A 23,581-nucleotide genomic window follows, 5' to 3' on the forward strand; every position below is an offset into this window, starting at 1 on the left:
TTTAATTAAATTATATTTAACTTATTGTTATGCATTTTTTATTGTTTATTCATGTAATCTAACTCAATTTAAACCAAAAAAACCAGTGACAAATGACACTGGTTTTTTTATTTTTAAACTTAAAAGATTTAAATTTTAGACTTTATTAAGTTCAATTAAATCTCTTTGGTAGTTTTTTTAATTTTAACGCTTACCACCACCGCCAGCACCTTTCATTGCACCAGAACCACCATTACCATTAAAGCTTCTATTATCTGGTCGGTTGTTTGTTCTGTTATCTGAGCGATTTAGTGCTTTATTACCTGCACCATTACCTTGTTTACTTTTTTCAGCTTTCTGAAGTTCACCTTCTAAAGTTTTTTGATGCTGGTACATATTTTTATTTTGAATCTGTTTTTTATTTAATCCGTTACCTTGAGGAACAGCAGGCCCAACTTGTTGTTGAGTTTTTAATTGAGTCTGTTGCTGAGTATTTAACTGAACAGAATCTTCTGCAGAAGCATTTAATGAAACTCCTAATACCATTACTGAGCTTAATACTGAACCTAGTGCTACTTTTTTAACTAAATTATACATTTTCATGGCTATTCTCCTTTGAAGTGAATATGTAATTTATTTACATTTATTATATTACACCTTAAAAATATAAAAATCACCATTTATTAAACAAATTCCTAAAATAATTAAACACTACAAGCCAATATAAAAAAATAAATATTTAATATCATTAAGTTACATTAAACTTACCAGGCCTGGTAAATTTGGGTTTTATAATAAAAAATAGGAAAAAATAGGAAAAAATAGTCAAAACGACTATGAAAAAGAGATCGGAATAAGAGAAAACGTCAGAAAATATAGCTTTATTGCTCTGACGCTAAAAGAGAACAAACAAATAATTAACTTTGATAATGCCAAAAAGGAGAATCAATAGTTGGCGTACTGGGTTGTGCGGACGTTTGCTCAGCCATTGCACCTGAACAATACGCCAATCGCCCCGCTTCAACAGACAACCTAAAGGCATTTGCCATGTGCTGCGGTGCACTAGCTTTGGCAATAGCGGTATTTAATAAAATGGCATCTACACCCATCTCCATAGCTTGAACCGCATGTGATGGTTTGCCTATACCTGAGTCAACAATCATGGTTACTTCCGGGAAACGATCTCGAATGGCTCGTAAAGCATAAGGATTTAATAACCCCTTTCCCGTACCTATTGGAGAGCCCCAAGGCATAATCACCTCACAACCTAACTCAACCAAATGGCGGGCAATGACTAAATCGTCCGTACAGTATGGCAAAACTTTAAAGCCGTCATTTAATAACACCTCGGTTGCTTTTACTAAATCAATCGGGTCTGGTTGTAAATTGTAGTCATCCCCTACCAATTCAAGTTTTACCCAATCCGTTGCAAACATTTCTCTGCTCATCTTTGCCATATTTACAGCTTCTTTAACTGAATGACAGCCCGCCGTATTAGGTAACAGGTGAACGCCTAATGATTGAATCATTTGCCAAAAAGACTGCCCACCTTGCTGATTAGGGTTTTGCCTACTTAATGAAAGGGTAACCACTTGTGCTCCCGAAGCTTTAATAGAGTCGAGCATTACTTGTGGCGATGAATATAACGCACTCCCTACAAACAAACGGCTGGTTAACTGAGTGCCATAAATTGACAGGTTATCGCTACTATTTTGCCTAGACATATCAATGTCAGTTTGTGACTTTTGTTGTACCATTGTTTGTGCCTTAGTTTGTTTATTTTGACTATTAGAAACAAGCTTTACCATGTTCTATCCTCCTTGAATGGCACCAACAATTTCAACTTTGTCATTCTCCTTTAACCAAGTATCTTGGTATTGAGACTTAGGCAAAAACTCATCATTTAATAATACTGCGTAAGGCGGTATAAACTTACCCTCCTCTATAACCTTTGGCATATTCACCTTATGCTCAAATGACAAAGTTTGTTGATTCACTATGATATTCATTCATATACCTTTTTATATAATTTATATAAACCTTTTGAGAAACCTTAATATTGAGCCAAGTAAATTTACCAGGCCTTTATACCCCCTTGCGGGGTGTGGTAAAACTTAACTCATTCTCTTTATTTAAATTAGCTTGCGTTGGAACGTTTACTTAACTCACAGCACTGAGCGGCAGCTCTACCCGTTGTTGCTTTTGTATTAAGTTTAGGCATTGTTGAACCACAATAGGAGCGAGTAAATACCCATGTCTAAAGAGCCCATTCGCGATTATTCGGTTACCTTGTTGAAAAATGTGAGGGTGATTATCTATATAGGCAGGTCTTAAACCTGCATCTATACTGAGTATCTCAGCTTCTGCAAAGCCACTATGAACACTAAAACAAGTAGATAACAACTCTAAGGCAGACCTAACCGTTGGTTTACGCTCATCTTCTGACTCTATCTGTGTAGCACCAATCACAAATTGATGATTCTCTTTAGGTGCGATATAAATAGGATATCTTGGATGCATTAATCTAACAGGACGACGTAAAGTAACATCTGGAGCAGACACCCTAATCACTTCACCACGTACACCACGAAGTCTTTTTTTGAAATGCTTACTATTTGATTGCTTATGATTAGATTGACTATCATCAGCTTTCAAGCCGATTCCTCGGCAATCTATCACCCAATCATAACCATCCAATAACACATCGTTTACATAGACTTCATCACCAAAAACTTTCACCATGGCATTAAAGTGCCAATCTACATGATGCTTATGAATTTCAGCTGCCATAGCTGTGAGCAGTTGCCTGTTATCTAACTGAGCTTCATTAGGTAAAAACAAGCCTTTTTTTAAGCGTGAGTTTAATTCAGGTTCTAAATCATGAATTTGCTGTAAATCCAGTTCTGAATACCCATCACCTTTTAACCGCGACTGAAACTGCTTAAGAGCCGCCAAATCTTGATCAAAAGCCACAATTAAACTGCCTGCTTGCTGAAAGAAAACAGGCAAAGACAAACGTTGAATAAAGGTTTGCCAAAGCGGTAAAGCTTGCTCACCTAATTGCATAATTTCAAGGTCACAATCTGCCGACTCGGCCAAAGGTGCAAGCATGGCTGCGGCTAAATATGCCGCACTCTGCTTAGCATCTCCCTGGTCTTTATCAAACAGAGAAACTTCATAATCATCCATTAGTGATATAGTGAGCATTCTGCCCAGCAACCCAGCACCCAAAACCGCAATTTTGGGTTTGGGTGATACCGTTTGCGACTGCATACCTATGCTTCCTTTTGATAGATTTCGCTACCAGCATCTCTAAATTCTTGCGATTTTTCTTTCATCCCAACCTGAATACTCTCCAAAGATATCTCAGTTATTTGGCCGTTTTCACCATCATGAAGTCGCACTTTTTCTTGTTCATTGGCATAGTCACGTACTTCTTGGCTGATTTTCATTGAACAAAACTTTGGCCCACACATTGAGCAAAAATGAGCGACTTTCCCTGACTCTTGTGGAATGGTTTCATCATGGTATTCACGAGCTCTTTCTGGATCTAAACCTAAGTTAAATTGGTCCTCCCAACGGAACTCAAAACGGGCTTTAGATAAAGCGTTATCTCTTATTTGTGAACCCGGATGGCCTTTGGCTAAATCACCTGCATGCGCAGCAATTTTATAGGCCATCAACCCTTCTTTAACATCGTCTTTATTCGGTAAACCTAAATGTTCTTTTGGCGTAACGTAACAAAGCATGGCACAACCATACCAACCAATATTAGCCGCTCCAATACCTGAAGTAATGTGATCATATCCTGGAGCGATATCAGTCGTTAATGGCCCTAGAGTGTAAAAAGGTGCTTCGCCACACTCTACCAATTGCTTATCTACATTCTCTTTAATCATGTGTAATGGAATATGTCCAGGTCCTTCAATAATCACCTGAACATCATGTTTCCAAGCAATTTTAGTTAGCTCCCCTAAAGTTTCTAATTCGGCAAATTGTGCTTCATCATTAGCATCGGCAATTGAACCTGGTCGTAATCCATCACCTAACGAAAAGGTCACGTCATAGGCTTTCATGATTTCGCAAATATCTTCAAAGTGCGTGTATAAAAAGTTTTCTTGGTGATGAGCTAAACACCACTTAGCCATAATTGACCCACCACGCGAGACGATACCCGTAACACGTTTTGCGGTCATCGGTACATAACGTAATAACACGCCAGCGTGAATCGTAAAGTAATCCACTCCCTGCTCTGCTTGTTCAATTAAGGTGTCTCTAAATACTTCCCAGGTTAAGTCTTCGGCTACGCCATTCACTTTTTCCAAGGCCTGGTAGATTGGTACTGTGCCGATTGGAACTGGCGAATTTCGCATAATCCATTCACGGGTTTCATGAATGTTTCTACCCGTAGATAAATCCATTACCGTGTCAGCTCCCCATTTGGTAGACCAAACCAGTTTTTCTACTTCTTCTGGAATAGATGAGCCAACCGCAGAGTTACCAATATTGGCATTCACTTTAATTAAAAAATTACGCCCAATAATCATAGGTTCTGATTCAGGGTGGTTGATATTACAAGGAATCACAGCACGACCACGAGCGACTTCGTCACGTACAAATTCAGGGGTGATTATTTTAGGAATACTGGCACCAAAAGATTCACCAGGATGTTGCTGCGTAAGTTCTTTATCAGTGACCTCTGAACGACGCATGTTTTCACGAATAGCGATGTATTCCATCTCTGGCGTAATAATGCCTTGGCGAGCGTAATGCATTTGGGTAACATTTTGCCCCTGCTTAGCTCGTTTAATATTGGGTAGATTATCAAAACGAATATGGTCTAAACCTTCATTAGCCAAACGACCTTGAGTAAATTTAGAAGTAACAGACTCTAACTCTTCCACATCACCACGTGCGTCAATCCATTCTGAACGCAATTTTGGTAACCCTCGATATACATCGATTTTTACTTCTGAATCGGTGTAAACACCTGAAGTATCGTAAACAGGAATGGCCTCATTTTTCTCATAGGTTGGATTATCACGGCTTCCGCTAATTGAATCGCTTACAGCAATTTCACGCATGGCGACTTTAATTGGGTGTAATTTACCCTCAACATACACTTTTTTAGAATTTGGAAAAGATTGACCCGATACATTTTGAATAAATGCTTCAGCTTCAGCACGTCTTTGACGACGATCTGTTGTTTTGTGGTTATTTGAATTCATTACTCTGCCTTATTTAATTTTAATTATTAAAATTTAATTATTAAAAGGCGGAGCTCTATTAGACGTGTAGATTCAGATTAAGAGATCAAACGTGTTAAAAATCGAAATACGTCACAGCCACATCATTTACCAGGCCTGGTAAATCTGTAACTGTAAACACTGATTAAAACGCTTAGTTAAAACCTATTATAAAACTGGGTTTAAAACCATTTTGACCGCAACAGTTATGCGTTAATCTGATTGTTCCCTTCGCTGGCATTATCCAGATCAGGTTCTACGGATCCCGCTTTCGCGATCTCAGCCTAAAGGCACTCCGACATAAATCAAACGCTAGTATATAGTCTTTTTAACTCATTGCCAAACCGTTACTGAAATAAAGATTATCTTCACTTTGATAATTCTTTTTACTTATCTTGATATCTGCTTTACCATGTTGGCAATTGATAATTAAGCCATCGAAAATTAAAAATTATGTACAAAATACAAAAACATTCCCTATACAAAGCCACAACAAAATTAAGCACTATTTGGTTTACATTAACCCTAACATTAACATCAGCTTTAGCCTCTTTTAATCTGCAAGCGGCTGGCACTTTTAACGCAAAAACCTGTGATAAGGTATTCACAGAAACAAAAGCAAATCAAGCTTGCCATTTAGCTTTAAAAGGTGACCCAAAAGCCAGTTACAGTATGGCTAGAATCTTTGGTGATGCAAAAAATAGCGCCATTATGAATATGGATTACGCCTATTTTTGGCACCTAAAACTTGCACGCCAAATACTTAAACAAAACCTCACTGAACCAGCATACATCGATATCTTATATAATGCTGGAGTGCTATATAACGATGGATTAGGAACGCCAAAAAATTTTAAAAAAGCGTTTTACTGGTTTAAACAAGCTGCCTCCCGCGGTCATGCCTTAGCAATGGTTCGTCTGGTATTGGCATACCAAAATGGACAAGGTACCTCAAAAGATGAAACTAAAGCTTTAGAATGGCTTCAAAAAGCGGTCAATCTAAACAATCCAGAAGCTCAAGTTTTAATGGCAAAAAAAGTCATGCAAGGTTCGGATAAAAAAACAGAGTTGGATAAAGGTATAAAGCTTTTAAAATCGGCGGCCAAGCAAAACTCAGCACAAGCCAACTTTATTTTAGGAAACTATTACTTAAGACCACAAAACGGTCAACAACCACCTCAATTAAATCAAGCCAAAAACTATTATGGTAATAGCTGTAAATTAAACCTTTTAATAGGTTGCAAACGTTACTATGATTTAGATAACTTAGCCCAAAAACCAACTACGCCCTTTCCTCAAAAATAACCACAAGACAAAGTGAATCAACTTAATAAAATAAACTATATTAGCCAACAACTGCTTATAAATTGGTTATAAGCAGTTTATTTGTATTCACTTTACTAAACACTTTACTAAAAACATGACTTTAACGTTGTAACTCAGTAAAATCACAGCTCTTAAAACACTGTACCCCAATTACAACAAACAATAAGTTGGCAAAAATATGTTTAAAATTGAAGAGATTGATCCGGTTTTTTATCGTAAACAAACCCGCAAAGCCACATTAATCGTTATGGCAATTTTTATTGTTATTGGTTTTGGTTCTGCGTCTTTAGCACTTCACTGGTTTGGCGAACATTCAAATAACCATTTGGTACTCAATTTAATAGGTGCCTTTGTTGGGCTATTGATCACAGCGGCGATTGTTAAAGTGTATTTTGCAGATAAAGAATGGATGAAAGAAGCCATTTACGCCTGGCGTTTAAAGCGTAACTTAATGTATGTAACTAACTCATTGGCAAACATTCAGAAAGCGGTTGAACAAGGCGATGAACAAGCGATGAAAATTTTACGTTTTTATCACTTAGGTTTAGAACAAATGCATAAACTGGATGATAACAATCAAGCACTATTGGATTTGCTGTTAGAAAAGAAAACGCTAGAAAACAAGATGAATGAAAAAGGGATTAGTTTAGACCAAACTGAATTTGATTTTGAATGGACGGAAGAATATAAAAACCACTAGCCACTAATCGTTAATTAAATACTCCTCTTTTACTCATTCTAATGATCTATTTTGGCTTTAGTTAAACTAAAGCCATCGTCAAACTAGCCTCACATATCTGCTAACAAGTTAGACATTAAAACGATTTTCCCAAAGTTTTTCGGCCTGAGAATTGGCCTCATCAAAAGTTAAATTTTCAAATGCCATCAAAGCCATAGCCGTTGTTTGTAATATAGTTTGCAGGCCGTATTCATTTTGAGTTTTACCGTGCCACAGGTCTATTAAAACATCAATGTCTAAACATTTTTCTGTTGGATCTGAAGCCGCATAAGTTTTGGGCAAAAAATATGACCAGGCCTGGTGTTTTGTAATTTGCTTACCCTCTTCATTACTCTCTTTCCAGGTTTCAACGGCTTTTATTTCACTTTTTTTATCAGGCCTGGCTTCAGCTTCTCCTCCATCACCACAAAACGCAATTGTCATTTGATCATCTAACAAGCAGGCAGTTTCTTGATGAATATCGTCATAGCCTTTATGAAACACGCCATGCACGCTCAATTTAGCGTTAAAAGGATTTAGCATTCTCGATAAAGAATGAATCGGAGATCTTAACCCTAACTCGTCACGCGTGTTCATTAAGTCTCTTATTTGTGGTGCAAAACGCTCCAAAGCAAGATAAGAAACACCAAAGTTTTCTATATTTTGTTTTGCATCTTCTAATGAACTCGCCATAGGCCAACCTAATGCCTCAACGACAGGTTGTGTGTACAAACGAATGGATTCATTACCTATAACACCATGTAAAAATATCTTATAGCCTTTTGTTTTTAAAAGGTTTAATGCCAAAACAAACCAAGGCAGCTGCCTGCGTTTACCAGCGTAACTGCCCCAATCTATATCAACTTGGCAACTAACTTTTGGTAAAGTTTCTCTAATCGCTTGTAAAAAACCAGCGGCTTCTTCGGGTGTTTCTTCACGCACCCGAATCAGCATTAAAAAAGCCCCTAGTTGCATATCTGTTACCAGGCCTGCCAAAATCATTCTCATGGCATCTCTAGCTTCTTCTTGCGTTAAACTTCTACGACGTTTTTGACCTCGCCCAATCGTCTGAATATAAAATTGAAACGGTTTAGGGTGATTATTAACCGTGTTTTGATTCATATTGTGTTCTGTGTTCATTTGAGTAATCTTTCTCGCACTTTAATCACATCGCCAATCACTAATAATGATGGTGGTTTGATGTGATTTTCATCAATGGTTTGAGACAGTTTATCTAAAGAGGTAATGGTTACTTTTTGCTCAGGAGTTGTGCCCTTTTCAATAATGGCAGCTGGGGTATCTGGATTCATTCCATACTTTAAAAGCCCCTCTTGGATTTTAGGTGCGTTTTTAATTCCCATATAAAATACCATTGTGTCGCCAGAATTGGCTAAACGAGCATAATCAATACCCTCTGCTCCTGCTTGCTGATGCCCAGTAATCAATGAAACCGATTGTGAAAATTCTCGGTGTGTAAGCGGAAAACCAGCATAAGCTGAACAACCAGCGGCGGCGGTTATACCAGGAACGACTTCAAATGAGATGCCATTGTTTTTTAACACCTCAGCTTCTTCTGCACCACGCCCAAATATATAAGGATCGCCCCCTTTTAAACGCGCTACTCTTTTACCCTGTTTCGCTAAATCAACCATTAACTGACTGATATCGAGCTGCTGAACTTTGTGCCATTTGTCTTTTTTACCGACATAAATACGCTCAGCTTCTCGTCGAGCCATTTCTATAATTTCTGGTGCAACTAAACGATCGTAGAGAATAACATCGGCTTGTTGCAATAAACGCAAGCCTTTAAATGTCATAAGATCTGGATCACCTGGTCCAGCTCCAATAAGATAGACCTCTCCGATTGGAATTTCTTGTCCTGATGTTTTAACTGCATCAATTTGATTTTCAATATGCCTTTCAGCTTCTTCAATACGCCCTTGAACTGTTTTATCAATAAACGTACTGTCTAAGAGTTTTTCCCAAAAGGCTTTGCGACCATCTAAGTCTTGAATGGCATCTTTAACTTTTTGTCGATAACACCCTACTAAATCCGTTAAACGACCAAAACCAGCTGGTATCAGAGTTTCTAATCGAGCCTTCATAACCCGAGCAAGCACAGGTGAGCGGCCACCAGTAGAAACGGCTATGGTCATAGGCGATCTATCAATAATGGCTGGCAGGATAAAATCACAATACTGAGTTTGGTCAGCGACATTAACAGGGATTTGATTCTTTTGGCAATAACGATACACCGCTTGGTTAATGTCTTCGTCATCGGTAGCTGAAATCACATATTTTGGCTTAGAAAGGTGCTCAACCAGTTCTTCAGAAAAACACCCCATTTGCCAAACAATTTTGCCATGTGATAAGTGGTGCTTCATTTCTGTTTTGAGTTCAGGAGAAACGACTGTAACAATCGCACCCGATTTAATAAACAAATCGGCTTTGCGAGCGGCAACTGCACCACCACCAATAATCAAACAGTGTTGGTCTTTAATATTGACAAATATAGGTAAGTAATCCAAAGGTGTTTCCTTTAAGACTGCATTAATCAGTAATCAAATGGGTTAATCTCTATTACGCCAAATCTTTGATACGGCGTAATCGCTACCTAAACCGGCAACCAGTAAACAAAGAAAACCAACCCCACCAAACAAAATCACCGGTAAAAGTCCTGCCATTTGGTTAATGAGTAAAGAAAAGTACAGTCCTACTGCTGAAATAATTAAAAATAACACACCCATAACCACTAAAATTTTGCGGTGAGACGGGCTGTAGTTAAATTCTTGTTGGTTATCAGGGTCTTCAAATAGATTTAAAATGGGAGAAAAGAGTTTAGTTAAAAATTTTTTCATATGTTTTGCGTATTACCGCAGCTCCTGTGCAATGATTTCGGTTAATTCTGGTAAACATGAACCGCAATTGGTTCCTGCCTTTAACGCTAACCCAACCTCTTCTACCGTGGTGAGTTTGTTATTGTGAATTGTTTCAATAATAGTATTTAAGCCTACCCCAAAGCAAGAACAAATCGTAATGCCTTCATCTTTAGCACCAGATACCTGGCCTGCTAAAATACTTAAGCGTGTTTTGTCATCCAATTGTGACTTGGCAAACACTGTGCCCAACCAGTTTCTGGATGGAAGCTCTGTGCTTGGTGCAATAAAAATGACCGACTGTAACTGATTATTGAGAACCTTAGCAAATCGATAACGACCAGCACTGTTATCGATGTATTCGAGTCTATCACCTTCAGAACCAATTAATGAATCAATAGTTTGTTGATTAGCTAAAAATTCTTGCTCACCAGCAATTTCGTAACGATAAAAATGCTTACCTTTAATTTTTACCCAGTATTCAATATTTTGTGTATTGATCGGTTCACGGCTTAATATAAAGCCGTGCCATTTGGCTTGGTATGGCGTTATATTAACTGGCGAATGTTTTGATTCTGGTTGTCCCGATAACGGGTCTCCCACAGGTTGAACAAGGACATCTACCCGCCCATGACTTGAATATTGAGCGGTCCAATGTATAGGTACAAAGAGGCTGCCTTTTCTTTGCCTTGTATCTAATTTTATACGCCCTATAAAAATACCTAAATTATTCTCAATCTTAGCCAAGTTTCCGTCAATTAAACGGTGGTTTTCTGCATCACTTGGGTGCACTAAAATATAAGGCTCATCTGTATGAGACATCAACTTTGCGGTTTTTGCTGTACGAGTCATGGTATGCCATTGATCACGCACTCGGCCTGTATTAAGAATAAAGGGGAATTCTGCTGTTGTTGGGTAAACTGGTTCTCTTGGTTCAATTTCAATAAACTGAGCTTTACCACTGGCTGTGTAAAAATGATTGTCGGCAAACATACGTTTTGTGCCACGAGGGTTCTGTGCATTTATAGGCCATTGAAAAGGCTGTAATGCAGAATACTCGCCTTCAGTAATTTCATCGAGAAGTGAGATATCAAAATCACGTGTGCCGTTGTTCTCAAAACCTGAAAGTTTTGCATGCTCTCTAAAAATATCAACCGCTGAATGATAATCAAAAGCCGATTTAAACCCCATTTTTTGTGCCACCTGCATTAATATCCACCAATCTGGACGAGCATGCTCTGGGCCGTTCATAAATTTTCGTTGGCGAGATACAGTTCTGTCTGAATTAGTCACCGTACCATCAGTTTCCCCCCAAGTTAATGCGGGTAACAAAACATCTGCAACCTGAGTAGTATCGGTATTTTGCATGCAGTCTGAAACCACTACCATCTCACATGCTTGAAGTGCTTTTTTAACAGAATCAGCATCAGGCATCGATACCACAGGATTTGTGTTCATAATCCATATAGCTTTGATGGTGCCATCTGCCACAGCATTAAACATATCAATCGCTTTCAAGCCGTTTTCCTGAGCCATGTTTTCGGCTTGCCAAAAGCGTGCAACACGATCAATATTTTCTGGCTTGTTAAAGTCCATATGTGCAGCAAGTTGATTTGCTAAACCGCCTACTTCTCTACCCCCCATTGCATTTGGCTGGCCTGTAATAGAAAACGGTCCCATCCCTTCTTTACCAATTCGACCCGTGGCTAAATGACAATTAATGATAGCATTGGATTTATCAACCCCAGAAGAGGATTGATTAACCCCTTGTGAGTATAGCGTTACCATTTTCTCTCTTGAAATTGCCCATTCAAAAAACTGGCTTACATCTTCAATATTAAGTTCGCATTGAGTGGCGACCTCTTCAACTGTTCCTTGACGTTTTTCTGCTTGGGCAATGGCCGCTTCAAAGCCTTCTGTATAGTTAGTGACATAGTGTTGATCAAATGCATTAGATCTAGCCAATTGAGCCAATAAACCATTAAATAAAACTGCATCACTTCCTGGTTTAAGCGGTAAATGCATATCGGCAATATCACATGTCGATGTTTTACGTGGGTCAATCACCACAATCTTCATATCAGGGCGGCTACGTTTTGCTGCCGCAATGCGTTGGTAAACAATTGGGTGAGCCCATGCTGTATTTGAACCGACTAAGATAAGCAAATCTGTTGTTTCTAAATCTTCATAGGTACATGGAACCGTATCTGAACCAAATGCCCTTTTATATCCCACAACGGCAGAAGCCATACATAACCGAGAGTTGGTATCAATATTTGCGGTTCCCATAAAGCCTTTTATTAACTTATTGGCAATATAGTAATCTTCGGTTAGAAACTGGCCAGAAACATAGAAAGCAACAGCATCTGACCCATGCTCTGCTATTACTTTAGAAAATTTATCTGCTACTGTTGATATTGCTTGATTCCAAGAAACGACTTCACCATTAACCTGCGGATTGAGCATACGCCCTTCAAAATCAACGGTTTCACCTGCTGAACTGCCTTTAACACAAAGCCTTCCAAAGTTAGCTGGATGGTTTTCAGAGCCAATTACTTTTACTTCAAATGATTCTAATTTAGATGCATTTTTGGTTTTTTTGGACGATATATTCATGCCACAACCAACCCCACAATATGGGCAAGTTGTTTGAACCTTTTGGCTTGATAATGAAGTTGATTTATTAGGCATATGCACGACTTTTAAATGATTGCTTTTTAATTAAAACCTTGCGGTAATAGTTTTTAACTTAGGGTTTTTAACTTAGGGTTTTTAACTTAGGGTTTTTAACTTAGGGTTTTTAAATTAGAGTTTTACAAAAACATTCTCATTTTCAATTTTAGTTTCATAAACGGGAATTGAGATGCCTTCAATATCAAAGCACTCACCTGTTTGTAAATTGTAGTGCTGTTTTTGTAAAGGAGCGGCAACCATGAGCTTGCCGTTTATATCTCCAATCATGCCACGAGACATAACATTGGCTTTACCAATCGGGTCGTAGTTGTTTAAGGCAAATACTTGCTCATTGATATAAAAAAGTGCGATTTGTGTATCTTTCACTAAGGCGGCTACACCAGAATTTTTGACCAAATCTTTGATTGAACAGACTTTAATAAACTCACTCATTTTTTTGATTCCTTTTTCAACTTACCAGGCCTGGTAAATTTAATTTTTACAGGCCTGGTAAATCATTTATATGCTTTAAATATGACTACAAATATGGCTCAAACGCTCTTAAATTTCTTCAAAACTAAGCTATCTGTTTAATTTCAACAGCAATACCTTGCAGTTTTTCATCTTCTGTAGCTGGTCTTATTTGCCCACGCTCTTGTACAAAAAGCTGTGGAGCCGGAGTATCTACATTGACGAATGAGCGGAAACGTTTAGTAAACTCTGGATTTTCAATAGCCGTTTTCCAATCACATTTATAGGTTTCATGTAATCTTTGCATCTGTGCTTCAAGCTCATCACCTAAGCCTAAAGAATCATGAATAACGACATCTTGAAGATAGGCTAAACCTCCTTCTAAGTTATCCATCCAAGTTGCGGTTCTTTGAAGTCTATCTGCCGTTTTTATGTAGAACATTAATAAGCGATCAACGTATTTAAATACTTCTTCTTTGGTGAGTTCTGTAGCAAATAAATCTGCATGACGCGGTTTCATACCGCCATTACCACATACAAATAAATTCCAGCCGTTTTCTGTAGAAATTAATCCAATATCTTTGGCTTGGGCTTCAGCACACTCTCGAGTACAACCAGAAACACCCATTTTAATTTTGTGAGGAGAACGCAAACCTTTATAACGATTTTCTAATTCAATCGCCATGGTGACTGAGTCATCTAATCCAAAGCGACACCAGGTAGAACCAACGCAAGACTTTACTGTTCGCAATGCTTTGGCATAGGCTTGACCTGATTCAAAGCCCGCATCAATTAATTCTTTCCAGATTGAAGGTAAGTCATTCATTTGAGCACCAAAGAGTACAATTCGTTGCCCACCATTCACCTTGGTATAAAGTTTATATTTGGTTGCCACCTCACCTAATACAATTAATTTTTGTGGAGTAATTTCACCGCCAGGAACACGAGGAATAACAGAATAGGTACCGTCTTTTTGCATATTACCCAAATAGTTATCGTTGGTATCTTGCAGGGCAATTTTGTCCTCTTCTAAAGCGTATGAATTCCATAACGATGCAAAAATACTTCCCGCGGCTTGTTTACATACTTCGCAACCACAGCCTTTGCCATGCAGCTTAATTAAAGTGTCAAAGTCTTTAATTTGTTCAACTTGGCAAATGTGATACAGCTCTTGGCGAGTATGCCCAAAATGCTCACAGATATCGGTATTTACTTCTACACCTCGTTTGCTTAACTCACTGTTAAGTACATTAGTAACCAATTGCACACAACCACCACAACCCGTTCCCGCTTCTGTAGTTGCTTTTATGTCACTCATCGTGCAACAACCACCCTCAACCGCTTGAATAATATCTCCTTTTGAGACGTTATAGCACGAACATAATTGTGCGGTTTCTGGTAGAGCATCTGGGCCAAATAAGCTATCGGTAGAACCATCTCTATTTGGTAGAATCAAGGCATCCGGGTGTTCTGGCAAATCCATATCATTGAGCATAATTTGCAATAAGTTGCCAAAGTCATCTGCATCACCAACCAATACGGCACCTAATAATTTTTTACCATCTGGAGTAACGACTATTTTTTTATAAATCTCTTCTGGTCCATTTTCATATACATAAGAGAGTGCTTTTTCATCTGTACCGTGTGGGTCACCAATAGATGCTACATCAACCCCCATTAATTTCAGTTTGGTACTCATATCGGCACCAGTAAAGCTAGCAGGTTCTGCATTTAATTGATTGACAACGACTTGAGCCATGGCATAACCAGGTGCCACCAAACCATAAATCATACCTTCATGTAAGGCACATTCCCCTATTGCATAGATATCGTCATCACTAGTTTTACATTGGTCATTGATTTGGATTCCTCCTCTTGGGCCTAATTCCAAACCGACCTGTTTTGCAAGTTCATCACGTGGGCGAATACCAGCAGAAAACAAGACCATATCAGTCTCTAGTTCTTCACCATCAGCAAAGATCATCTTATTCATACAATGCTCGCCATCGGTAATGAGAGTGGTCGCTTTTGAGGTATGAACTGTTACTCCAAGTTTTTCAATTTTACGTTTTAAAAGAGCTGCACCACCATCATCTAATTGCACTGGCATAAGCCTTGGTGCAAATTCGACTACATGGGTTTCTAAACCTAAATCAACGAGTGCTTTAGCCGCTTCCAAACCGAGCAAACCGCCTCCGACTACCACGCCAACTTCACCTTTTGCTGCTACCTCTTTCATAGCATCTAAATCTTCAATTGTTCGGTAAACTAAGCAACCTTCACGGCTATTACCGTCGATTGGCGGTACAAACGGATATGAACCTGTTGCCATAATTAATTTGTCATATTCAATGCTTATACCGGTTTCAGAGGTAACAGTTTTTGTTTGGCGATTAATATCTACTGCCTTATCATTCATATAAATCGTAACGCCATTATTCTCATAAAAACCTGGCTTAACTAATGAAAGATCTTCAGCAGTTTTTCCTGAAAAATAGGATGATAAATAGACTCTGTCATAAGCCACACGAGGTTCTTCACAAAAGGTGTGTATTTCAAAATTATTGTAGGCTTCGCTGGCTACTAACTTTTCAATAAAGTTATGGCCAACCATACCATTACCAATGACCACTATTTTTTGCTTGTTCATGCGACTTTCTCCTTCTGTTCTTGCTTATCAGTTGAAGGTAGAAACCCCTCACCAAATATCATTGTGTCTCTAAAAGCAGACATATCTGTTTGCTGATTTAAATGTTCAAAAATCCAATTAGCACCGCTAACATCACCAAACAAAATAGCCCCTTGAATACGATTATTTTTTAAAACAATTTTTCGGTAGATTTGTTTGCTCAAATCTTTATAAATAATTGACTCTGTTTCTTTAGAATCATGAAAGTCACCTGCAGAAAACAGGCTTATTCCAGTGACTTTTAATTTTGTTGAGATAAAACTGCCTACATAATCAGATCGTTTACCGGATAAATTCAATGCCAGTATTTGTGCTTGCTCATATAAAGGTGCAACCAAACCATAAAGTTTTCCTTTATGTTCAACACACTCTCCAAGGGCATAAATATCTTTGTGAGAAGTTTCTAATTGATCATTAATCAAAATACCTTTATTCGTTTTTAGCCCAATTTTTTTAGCTACTGCTATGTTAGGTTTAATGCCTACCGCCATAACAACCAAATCGGCATCAATTTGGGTTCCGTCAGCAAACTTAACGCCTGTAACATGGTCAGTACCCAAAATTTCAACAGTTTCCGCCTGCAGCTTAAACTTCATACCCACCTTTGCCAGGCTGTTACGAAGCAACCTGGCTGAGACCTTATCCATCTGCATATTCATTAATATTTCATTACGATGAACGACAGTGACATTCATTCCTCTTTTTATTAAACCGTTTGCGGCTTCAATACCTAGTAGGCCGCCTCCGATTACGACAGCATTTTGTTTTTTTTCAGATGAGTCAATCATGTAGGTCACATCGCGTACATCTCGAAATGCCACAACGCCAGGCAATGTATTGCCAGGAAGAGGAAGAATAAAGGAAGTAGAACCAGTAGCAATAACTAGCTTATCGTATGAATATACGGCACCTAAGTCTGTATGGACTGTCTTGTTTTGTGAGTCAATTTTGGAAATTTCAGTACTGGTATGAAGGTGTATAGAATGAGATTTAAACCAGTCATGATCGTGAGTCATGATGTCAGAGATAGCTTGTTCGCCAGCAAGCACTGGCGATAGCATAATACGATTATAACCACCATAAGGTTCTTTGTTAAAAACCCTAATATCGTATTGTTCTGGAGCTTCTAGAAGAAGACGTTCAAGGAATCTAGTACCAACCATTCCTGACCCAATTAGAACAAGCTTTTGCTTTATTGTTTGCTTCATAACAAGCCTTTAATAAAAGCCCGAAGCAATTATACGTCGGGCACAGTTTTAACAAGTGCGACCCGACGACAGGTCAAAATTTAGTTTGTATTGTATGTACTTATACCAAGTTTAATGCCAACTATTTAAATATATAAATTATTATTTAAATTCATATAGTTAATAGCTTTTATAAATAACAAAAACATCATTAAAATAGTTAATTAGTCTTGTTAAAATGAATCAAACTGGTTTATTTTGGTGCAAAATAAGTTATAAAGATTTTTCAAACTCACAAGGTTCAAGAAAATCTAACTGTTAAATCTATTATTGTTCAACTTTACGCTGTTTTTCATATAAAAAACGTAAAACTTCAGAACGATAGTGGTTATAAGTTGGATCATCTGCAAGAGCTAATCTATCCCTTGGATGCGGTAATTCAATTTTCAATATCTCACCGATTGTTGCATTAGGCCCATTAGTCATCATCACAATTCTGTCAGATAGCAAAACAGCTTCATCAACATCATGGGTAATCATAATAACCGTATTATTTAGCTCTTTTTGAATCTCCATTAAAGAGTCTTGCAAGTGAGCACGGGTTAAGGCATCAAGAGCACCAAATGGTTCATCCATCAACATGACTTGAGGCTGCATAGCTAAAGCTCTTGCAATCCCTACACGTTGTTTCATTCCTCCCGAAATTTCATCAGGACGTTTATGCATAGCGTGATCCATATGTACTAATTTTAGGTTATGCTCTATCCACTCTTTTTTCTCTTTAGCGTTTTTGCTTTTTTTGAAAACTTGGTCTACGGCGAGTTCCACATTTTCATAGGCTGTTAACCAAGGTAGTAATGAGTGATTTTGAAATACCACCGCTCTTTCTGGACCGGGAGCATTTACCTCACGGCCATCTAAAAGAACACCACCTTCTGTTGCTTGATACAAGCCAGCAACAATATTGAGTACGGTAGATTTACCACAACCTGAGTGACCAATTAATGAAATAAATTCACCTTGATCAATCTTTAAATTAATATCTCTTAGAGCTCTAAAAGGCCCTTTTGGTGTTGGAAATTCAATTCCAACATCGGTTAATTCTAAATGAACTTCTGACATCTTTATCTCCAAACCGTGTTAACGAATATCCGCTGTTTTATCCCATGAAACTGCTTTTTGTAAAATCAGCATGACACGATCTAAAAAGAAACCGACTATACCAATCACAATGACTGCAACCATGATACGACCTAAAGAATCAGAACTTCCATTTTGAAATTCATCCCAAACAAACTTACCTAGTCCTGGATTTTGAGCTAGCATTTCTGCTGCAATCAATACCATCCACGCAATACCTAAAGAAATACGTAATCCTGTAAACATCATTGGAATAGAACATGGTAAAACGATTTTGCGAACATGAGTCCACCAGCTTAAACTTAGTACCTGACTCACATTTTTTAAATCTTGAGTAACCGTTGCTACCCCAGCAGCCGTATTAATAATAGTTGGCCATAAACAACATAATAAAACCGTAAACATCGAATTTAAAAATGCTTTATCAAATGCTGGGTCATCTGTTACATAAACAGCAGATACCACCATTGTCACTAAAGGCAGCCAAGCCAAAGGTGAAACTGGTTTAAATATTTGAATTAACGGATTTACCGCTGAATAAGCATTGCTGCTCAAACCAATGATAATACCAATTGGAATAGCAATAATAGAGGCTAAAATAAAACCACTCATAACCGTAATAAGGCTACGTAAAATTTGATCAAAAAAGGTAGGCGGTCCTGTATATTCACGCACCTTAATAACCGCATCTGGGTTTTTCTCTAACTTACGAATATTACGTTCTTCTTGTCTTTGATAGAAACGTTCTTCTTTAATGGATTCTTGCTCAGCCTCTTCATTTAAACTAATGAATTGTTCATAAGTTTGAACTGGCCCAGGAAACTGACCTAAAGAGGTATTAATGTGCGACGCGACACCTTGCCACACTAATAAAAAGATAAGAATACCAGCGACTGGCAAACCAATCATTTTAACGATTGTGTTAATTTGGGCTTTACGATCTTCGCCAATTATGAGTTTATAAAAGGGCTCAATTACCCCCCATTTTAATGGGTTCATACCTATACCTTAAATTAAAAATTAGAAAAAACAGTCTAAAAATTGGCTCTATAACAATAGAGCCAAATGGGCGTTTATTTAAAGTTTATCTGATCCTTTTAAACCAATTTTCATGCTATCAATGTATTCATTTGGTTTTGAACCATCGTATGGAATACCATCCATAAAGTCATCTTGTACCCCACGGAAACCATCTGTTGCATAAACATCTGCAAAATCGGATTTTTTAAAGGTACCATCAGCAATCAGCTCAGCAACCGCTTTTTTATAGATATCTGGACGATACACTTTTTTAGCCATATCTTTGTACCAGTCATCAGATTTTTGTTCAGAAATTTGGCCCCATCTGCGCATTTGGGTCATGTACCAAATTGCATCTGAGTAATAAGGGTAAGTTGCGTTATAACGGAAGAACACATTGAAATCTGGTTCTGAACGTTTATCCCCTTTTTCATATTCAAAGGTACCAGTCATTGAGTTTGCAATAACCTTATAGTCTGCACCAACATAGTTAGATTTAGATAAGATTTTTACTGCCGCTGGGCGGTTTGCATTGTTCTTTTCATCTAACCAAAAGGCCGCTCTAATCATTGCTTTTACAATACGAATGGTTGTATTTGGATATTTTTCATAAAAATCTTCACGTAAACCAAATACTTTTTCAGGGTTATTCTTTTGGATGTCATTATCTGAAATAACTGGTACGCCAATTCCTTTAAAAACCGCTTGTTGGTTCCATGGTTCTCCCACACAGTACCCTTCTATTGTGCCCGCCTCCATTGTTGCTGGCATTTGAGGTGGCGGTGTTACTGACAATAAAACATCTGCTTTTAGAGTTCCTGATGTATCACCTTTATCAGGAGCATAATAACCAGGATTTAACCCACCAGCAGCCAACCAGTAGCGTAATTCATAGTTATGTGTTGAAACAGGAAATACCATTCCCATTTTAAAAGGCTTTCCGGCATCCTTATAAGATTCAACAACAGGTTTTAAGGCAGAAGCACTAATCGGATGTTTTGGTTTACCGTTTTCCATCTCAACATGAGGTTTCATCGCAGCCCAGGTTTTATTTGAAACAGTAATTGCATTACCATTTAAATCCATAGAAATCGGTGTAATAACGGGTGCTTTTGTTCCATAACCAATCGTAGCTGCTATTGGTTGACCAGCAAGCATGTGAGCACCATCTAACTGTCCATCAATCACTCGGTCTAGTAACACTTTCCAGTTTGCTTGAGCTTCTAATTGAACATACAATCCCTCGTCTTCAAAATACCCTTTCTCATACGCGACCGCCAATGGAGCCATATCGGTTAACTTAATGAAACCAAATTTTAAGTCTTCTTTTTCAGGTTCACCTAAAGCATAAACTGATGTTGTAAATGCCATTGTTCCTAACGCCAGCGAAACGGCCAATGCTGTTTTTTTAACAAAGTTTCTTCTATTGATAGAGCGAGTAGTCATAATCTATTCCTTAAATATAAAAGCCTTAAAAACAAAAAAGCCCACAACCCCCGATATAGGAATTGTGAGCTTCAATACTCAATTTTAGTTTAATTCTATAAAAGCCTTAAAGATGCCAACATTTATTTAATTGTTTTTTATCAACCAGTTACCACGAAATCAAATATTAATAATCTATATGAGATCACTCTACAAGCACCTATATGGTGCATTAAAAGTTCTATAACATAGCATCTGAACCCAATTCTATATCATCCATAAACCAAACATCATTATGTAATCCCTCTTGTTTTTCATTCACTAAAGGCAAAGATACACCTAATGAAGATATGACATCTCGATAAAAATCTGTCCAATAAACAGACTTGGCGACTTCAGCAGAATCAAAATCTGTAGATAACTGGCCTAGCTTTTGCATCTGTTCGACAATCCATTTTGCATGGGATTGCCAAGGAAAATTAGCTTGGTATTTATACGGCAAACTAAAATTAGGAATTTTTCTACAGGTACCTTGCAACGGATTGCATACCTCACCTTTATATGCATTTTGAATTGAGTCTACAGGGGCACCCACATATTTCTCTTGCGATAGATATTTAACTAATTTTGGGTAGTTATCGGCATCATCAATCCAACGGCTTGCCAAATACAATGCCTTTATCAGTCGCTTGTGGGTACTAACATTCTCTTGAGCCCAAGCAGCACGCACACCAAGAACTTTTTCAGGAGCATTATTCCAAATTTCGTATCCGGTTATAACGGTTACACCCACTTGTTTTTTAACAGCATGCGTATTCCAAGGCTCTCCAACACAATATCCATCAATCATGCCTTCATCCAATGCTTGAACTACACTTGACGGAGGTACAACCAATACTTCTACATCTTCCCCTACCTCGATACCAGATGTTGAAAACCAATGCCTAAGTAAATAATTGTGCATTGAGTAAGGAAATACAACCGCAAACCTTAACATTCCTTTTCCAAGCTGCTTTCTACTCTCAATTACTTTTTTTAAGGTACTAGCACTCAATTCAGGTTTTAGGACAATATCCTTTTCAATTGAGCTCAGCTCAGCAAATATCTCATTAGAGACACTAATAGCATTGCCATTCAAACCAAAGGCATAGGCAGTTACCAATGGTTTTTTAACGCTACCCAGACCCAAAGAAGATGAAATCAACATTGGAGCGAGCATATGTGCGGCATCAAATTCACCAAAAATTAATTTGTCACGAATATTTGACCAAGACACCTCTTTCACTAAAGTGACATCTAAATCAAATTGATCAAAAAAACCTTCTTCTTTAGCAATCACTAAAGGGGCGCTATCAGTTAAAGGGATAAAGCCAATCTTTATTTCATCTTTCATAAAGCTTCCTACAACTCATAAACATTGACAATATTTTGTGCTACTTGGGACATTTTTTGATTTGCATCCATAGAGAGTTTTCGCATAGCTTCATAAGCTTGATCTTCATCAACCCCTTTATTCTTCATTAATAAACGTTTTGCCTTGTCTATCAATTTGGTATCCACTAATTCTGATTTTGTTTCTTTCAACTCTTTTTTTATTGCCTGGTATTCTCTAAATCGTGCAATAGATACACTCATAATAGAGTTCACCCTTTCCATATCTACACCTTTAACAACATAACTACTCACACCAGAGCGAATAGCTTCTTGAATAATTGTTTCATTCTCTTCATCGGCAAACATAACGACAGGTAATGGATTATGTTCACTCAATAAATGCATACTTTCTAGAATATCTCTATCAGGCGAATCTGTATCCACAACAATCATATCAGGAAGATGAAGTGCAACTTGAGCCAAAAGACCTGGGCCAGGCTTTACTCGGGCAATCACCTCATAGCCATTATCATTCAATGCTTGTGCAAGTATCGCAGAACGAACTGATTCGTTATCCACCAACATGACTTTAAGACTCATTAAAAACACCATTACAAATCAAAACATTAAAAACACCAGGCCTGGTATTTTTAACTGATAGATAGATATTTAAATTACTGAATAACACTCAAACGCCTTCTAGACCAACTAAAACACCACATACTTCATGAGCCACAACAGAGATTTTTTTACCTTGATCCATCGCCATTTTACGCAAGGTTTTGTAGGCATCATTTTCAGTCATGTTTTTATGTTCTATCAAAAGCCCCTTAGCTTTTTCAATTACTGCTCTCTCTGATAATTTATCTTTAACTTGAGCTAACTCTTTTTTAACTGCCTGGCATTGATTAAAACGTAATATTGCTACGTCAATGATAGGCTTAATTCGTTCTTCTGATTTACCGTCAACAATATAGGCTGCTATACCTGCCTTAACCGATTTTTCAATCACTTTAGAATCAGAGTCGTTACTAAAACAAACAATTGGTTTCGGGCATAACTCTTGAACCACACTAAATTGCTCAAATAAACCTACCGTTGGCTTATCAATATCAAGCACAATCAAATCAACCTGCATAGAATCAACAACCTGCAAAAAAGCATCTGTCACTGAACAAGTGTGAATCACAGATGCACCAGAACTTTTTAAACCATCTTGAATAGTTTTAGCAGGTTCAGGACCATCACTGATTAATAAAACTGAAAATGCGGGATTCATTATTTTCACCTTTGAAATAAATATAAACTAGATTATCTATAACACCATTCGTGCCAGAACATTTTTAGTAATATAAACATTTACTTAGCACTTATTCAGCCTTACACCTAACATTAGCAATGGAATTTTTGAACCAAAATAGAACAATTAGAATTAAAAAAGTGCGTATTGGTGCACA

At 37.7% G+C, this 23,581-nt stretch carries 20 protein-coding genes and 1 riboswitch; of the genes, 2 read left to right on the plus strand and 18 right to left on the minus strand.

The window, feature by feature from the left end; genetic code table 11:
* Nucleotides 1-183: 183 nt before the first annotated feature.
* From ACORJQ_RS07890 to thiC, 5 genes are all read right to left on the minus strand, one after another.
* Nucleotides 184-582 carry a hypothetical protein gene (locus tag ACORJQ_RS07890; protein WP_321323458.1) on the minus strand — a complete coding sequence of 133 codons (399 nt, stop codon included), beginning with the start codon at nt 580-582 and terminating at the stop codon, nt 184-186.
* 314 nt (nt 583-896) lie between these two features.
* Nucleotides 897-1,703: a thiazole synthase gene (locus ACORJQ_RS07895; RefSeq protein WP_321326865.1), complete on the minus strand. Its 807-nt coding sequence runs from the start codon at nt 1,701-1,703 to the stop codon at nt 897-899.
* An 87-nt stretch (nt 1,704-1,790) separates the two neighbouring features.
* Nucleotides 1,791-1,988, minus strand: a complete 198-nt coding sequence (gene thiS, locus ACORJQ_RS07900) for a sulfur carrier protein ThiS (RefSeq protein ID WP_321323460.1) — start codon at nt 1,986-1,988, stop codon at nt 1,791-1,793.
* Nucleotides 1,989-2,139: 151 nt separating this feature from the next.
* Nucleotides 2,140-3,252, minus strand: coding sequence for an FAD-dependent oxidoreductase (locus tag ACORJQ_RS07905; protein WP_321323462.1), 1,113 nt, complete (start codon nt 3,250-3,252; stop codon nt 2,140-2,142).
* A 2-nt stretch (nt 3,253-3,254) separates the two neighbouring features.
* The gene (gene thiC, locus ACORJQ_RS07910; RefSeq protein WP_321323464.1) at nt 3,255-5,207 is read right to left on the minus strand and encodes a phosphomethylpyrimidine synthase ThiC; all 1,953 of its coding nucleotides are present in this window, start codon (nt 5,205-5,207) and stop codon (nt 3,255-3,257) included.
* Between the two features lie 227 nt (nt 5,208-5,434).
* Nucleotides 5,435-5,533: riboswitch (TPP riboswitch) on the minus strand.
* 145 nt (nt 5,534-5,678) lie between these two features.
* On the opposite strand from thiC, the gene ACORJQ_RS07915 reads away from it, so the two are divergent.
* On the plus strand, nt 5,679-6,530 hold the full coding sequence (locus tag ACORJQ_RS07915; RefSeq protein WP_321323465.1) for a tetratricopeptide repeat protein: 852 nt from the start codon (nt 5,679-5,681) through the stop codon (nt 6,528-6,530).
* Between the two features lie 199 nt (nt 6,531-6,729).
* Nucleotides 6,730-7,251, plus strand: coding sequence for a DUF3087 family protein (locus ACORJQ_RS07920; protein ID WP_321323467.1), 522 nt, complete (start codon nt 6,730-6,732; stop codon nt 7,249-7,251).
* A 108-nt stretch (nt 7,252-7,359) separates the two neighbouring features.
* Here ACORJQ_RS07920 and ACORJQ_RS07925 read toward each other — a convergent pair whose 3' ends face one another.
* The 13 genes from ACORJQ_RS07925 to ACORJQ_RS07985 form a co-directional block, all read right to left on the minus strand.
* Nucleotides 7,360-8,409 carry a glycosyl transferase family protein gene (locus ACORJQ_RS07925; protein WP_321323469.1) on the minus strand — a complete coding sequence of 350 codons (1,050 nt, stop codon included), beginning with the start codon at nt 8,407-8,409 and terminating at the stop codon, nt 7,360-7,362.
* On the minus strand, nt 8,406-9,797 hold the full coding sequence (gene cysG, locus ACORJQ_RS07930; RefSeq protein WP_321323471.1) for a siroheme synthase CysG: 1,392 nt from the start codon (nt 9,795-9,797) through the stop codon (nt 8,406-8,408). Before cysG ends, ACORJQ_RS07925 begins: the two co-directional genes overlap by 4 nt.
* A gap of 42 nt (nt 9,798-9,839) precedes the next feature.
* Entirely contained in the window at nt 9,840-10,127 is a 288-nt protein-coding gene (locus ACORJQ_RS07935; protein ID WP_321323472.1) for a hypothetical protein, read from the minus strand.
* Nucleotides 10,128-10,139: 12 nt separating this feature from the next.
* Entirely contained in the window at nt 10,140-12,836 is a 2,697-nt protein-coding gene (locus ACORJQ_RS07940; protein WP_321323474.1) for a molybdopterin-dependent oxidoreductase, read from the minus strand.
* Between the two features lie 114 nt (nt 12,837-12,950).
* Nucleotides 12,951-13,271, minus strand: a complete 321-nt coding sequence (gene nirD, locus ACORJQ_RS07945) for a nitrite reductase small subunit NirD (RefSeq protein WP_321323475.1) — start codon at nt 13,269-13,271, stop codon at nt 12,951-12,953.
* A gap of 124 nt (nt 13,272-13,395) precedes the next feature.
* Nucleotides 13,396-15,939, minus strand: coding sequence for a nitrite reductase large subunit NirB (gene nirB, locus ACORJQ_RS07950; RefSeq protein ID WP_321323477.1), 2,544 nt, complete (start codon nt 15,937-15,939; stop codon nt 13,396-13,398).
* Entirely contained in the window at nt 15,936-17,186 is a 1,251-nt protein-coding gene (locus tag ACORJQ_RS07955; RefSeq protein ID WP_321323480.1) for an NAD(P)/FAD-dependent oxidoreductase, read from the minus strand. The genes nirB and ACORJQ_RS07955 overlap by 4 nt, the downstream gene beginning before the upstream one ends.
* A gap of 306 nt (nt 17,187-17,492) precedes the next feature.
* Nucleotides 17,493-18,287 (minus strand): ABC transporter ATP-binding protein, encoded by a 795-nt coding sequence (locus ACORJQ_RS07960; RefSeq protein WP_321323482.1) that lies wholly within the window; start codon nt 18,285-18,287, stop codon nt 17,493-17,495.
* 18 nt (nt 18,288-18,305) lie between these two features.
* The gene (locus tag ACORJQ_RS07965) at nt 18,306-19,304 is read right to left on the minus strand and encodes an ABC transporter permease (RefSeq protein ID WP_321323485.1); all 999 of its coding nucleotides are present in this window, start codon (nt 19,302-19,304) and stop codon (nt 18,306-18,308) included.
* Nucleotides 19,305-19,382: 78 nt separating this feature from the next.
* On the minus strand, nt 19,383-20,771 hold the full coding sequence (locus ACORJQ_RS07970; protein ID WP_321323487.1) for a CmpA/NrtA family ABC transporter substrate-binding protein: 1,389 nt from the start codon (nt 20,769-20,771) through the stop codon (nt 19,383-19,385).
* Between the two features lie 220 nt (nt 20,772-20,991).
* Nucleotides 20,992-22,143 carry a CmpA/NrtA family ABC transporter substrate-binding protein gene (locus tag ACORJQ_RS07975; RefSeq protein WP_321323489.1) on the minus strand — a complete coding sequence of 384 codons (1,152 nt, stop codon included), beginning with the start codon at nt 22,141-22,143 and terminating at the stop codon, nt 20,992-20,994.
* An 8-nt stretch (nt 22,144-22,151) separates the two neighbouring features.
* Entirely contained in the window at nt 22,152-22,724 is a 573-nt protein-coding gene (locus ACORJQ_RS07980) for an ANTAR domain-containing response regulator (RefSeq protein ID WP_321323491.1), read from the minus strand.
* Nucleotides 22,725-22,812: 88 nt separating this feature from the next.
* Nucleotides 22,813-23,403 (minus strand): ANTAR domain-containing response regulator, encoded by a 591-nt coding sequence (locus ACORJQ_RS07985; protein ID WP_321323493.1) that lies wholly within the window; start codon nt 23,401-23,403, stop codon nt 22,813-22,815.
* Nucleotides 23,404-23,581 lie beyond the last annotated feature (178 nt).

Source organism: Thiomicrorhabdus sp. (assembly GCF_963662555.1).
In the GTDB taxonomy this organism is placed as follows: domain Bacteria; phylum Pseudomonadota; class Gammaproteobacteria; order Thiomicrospirales; family Thiomicrospiraceae; genus Thiomicrorhabdus.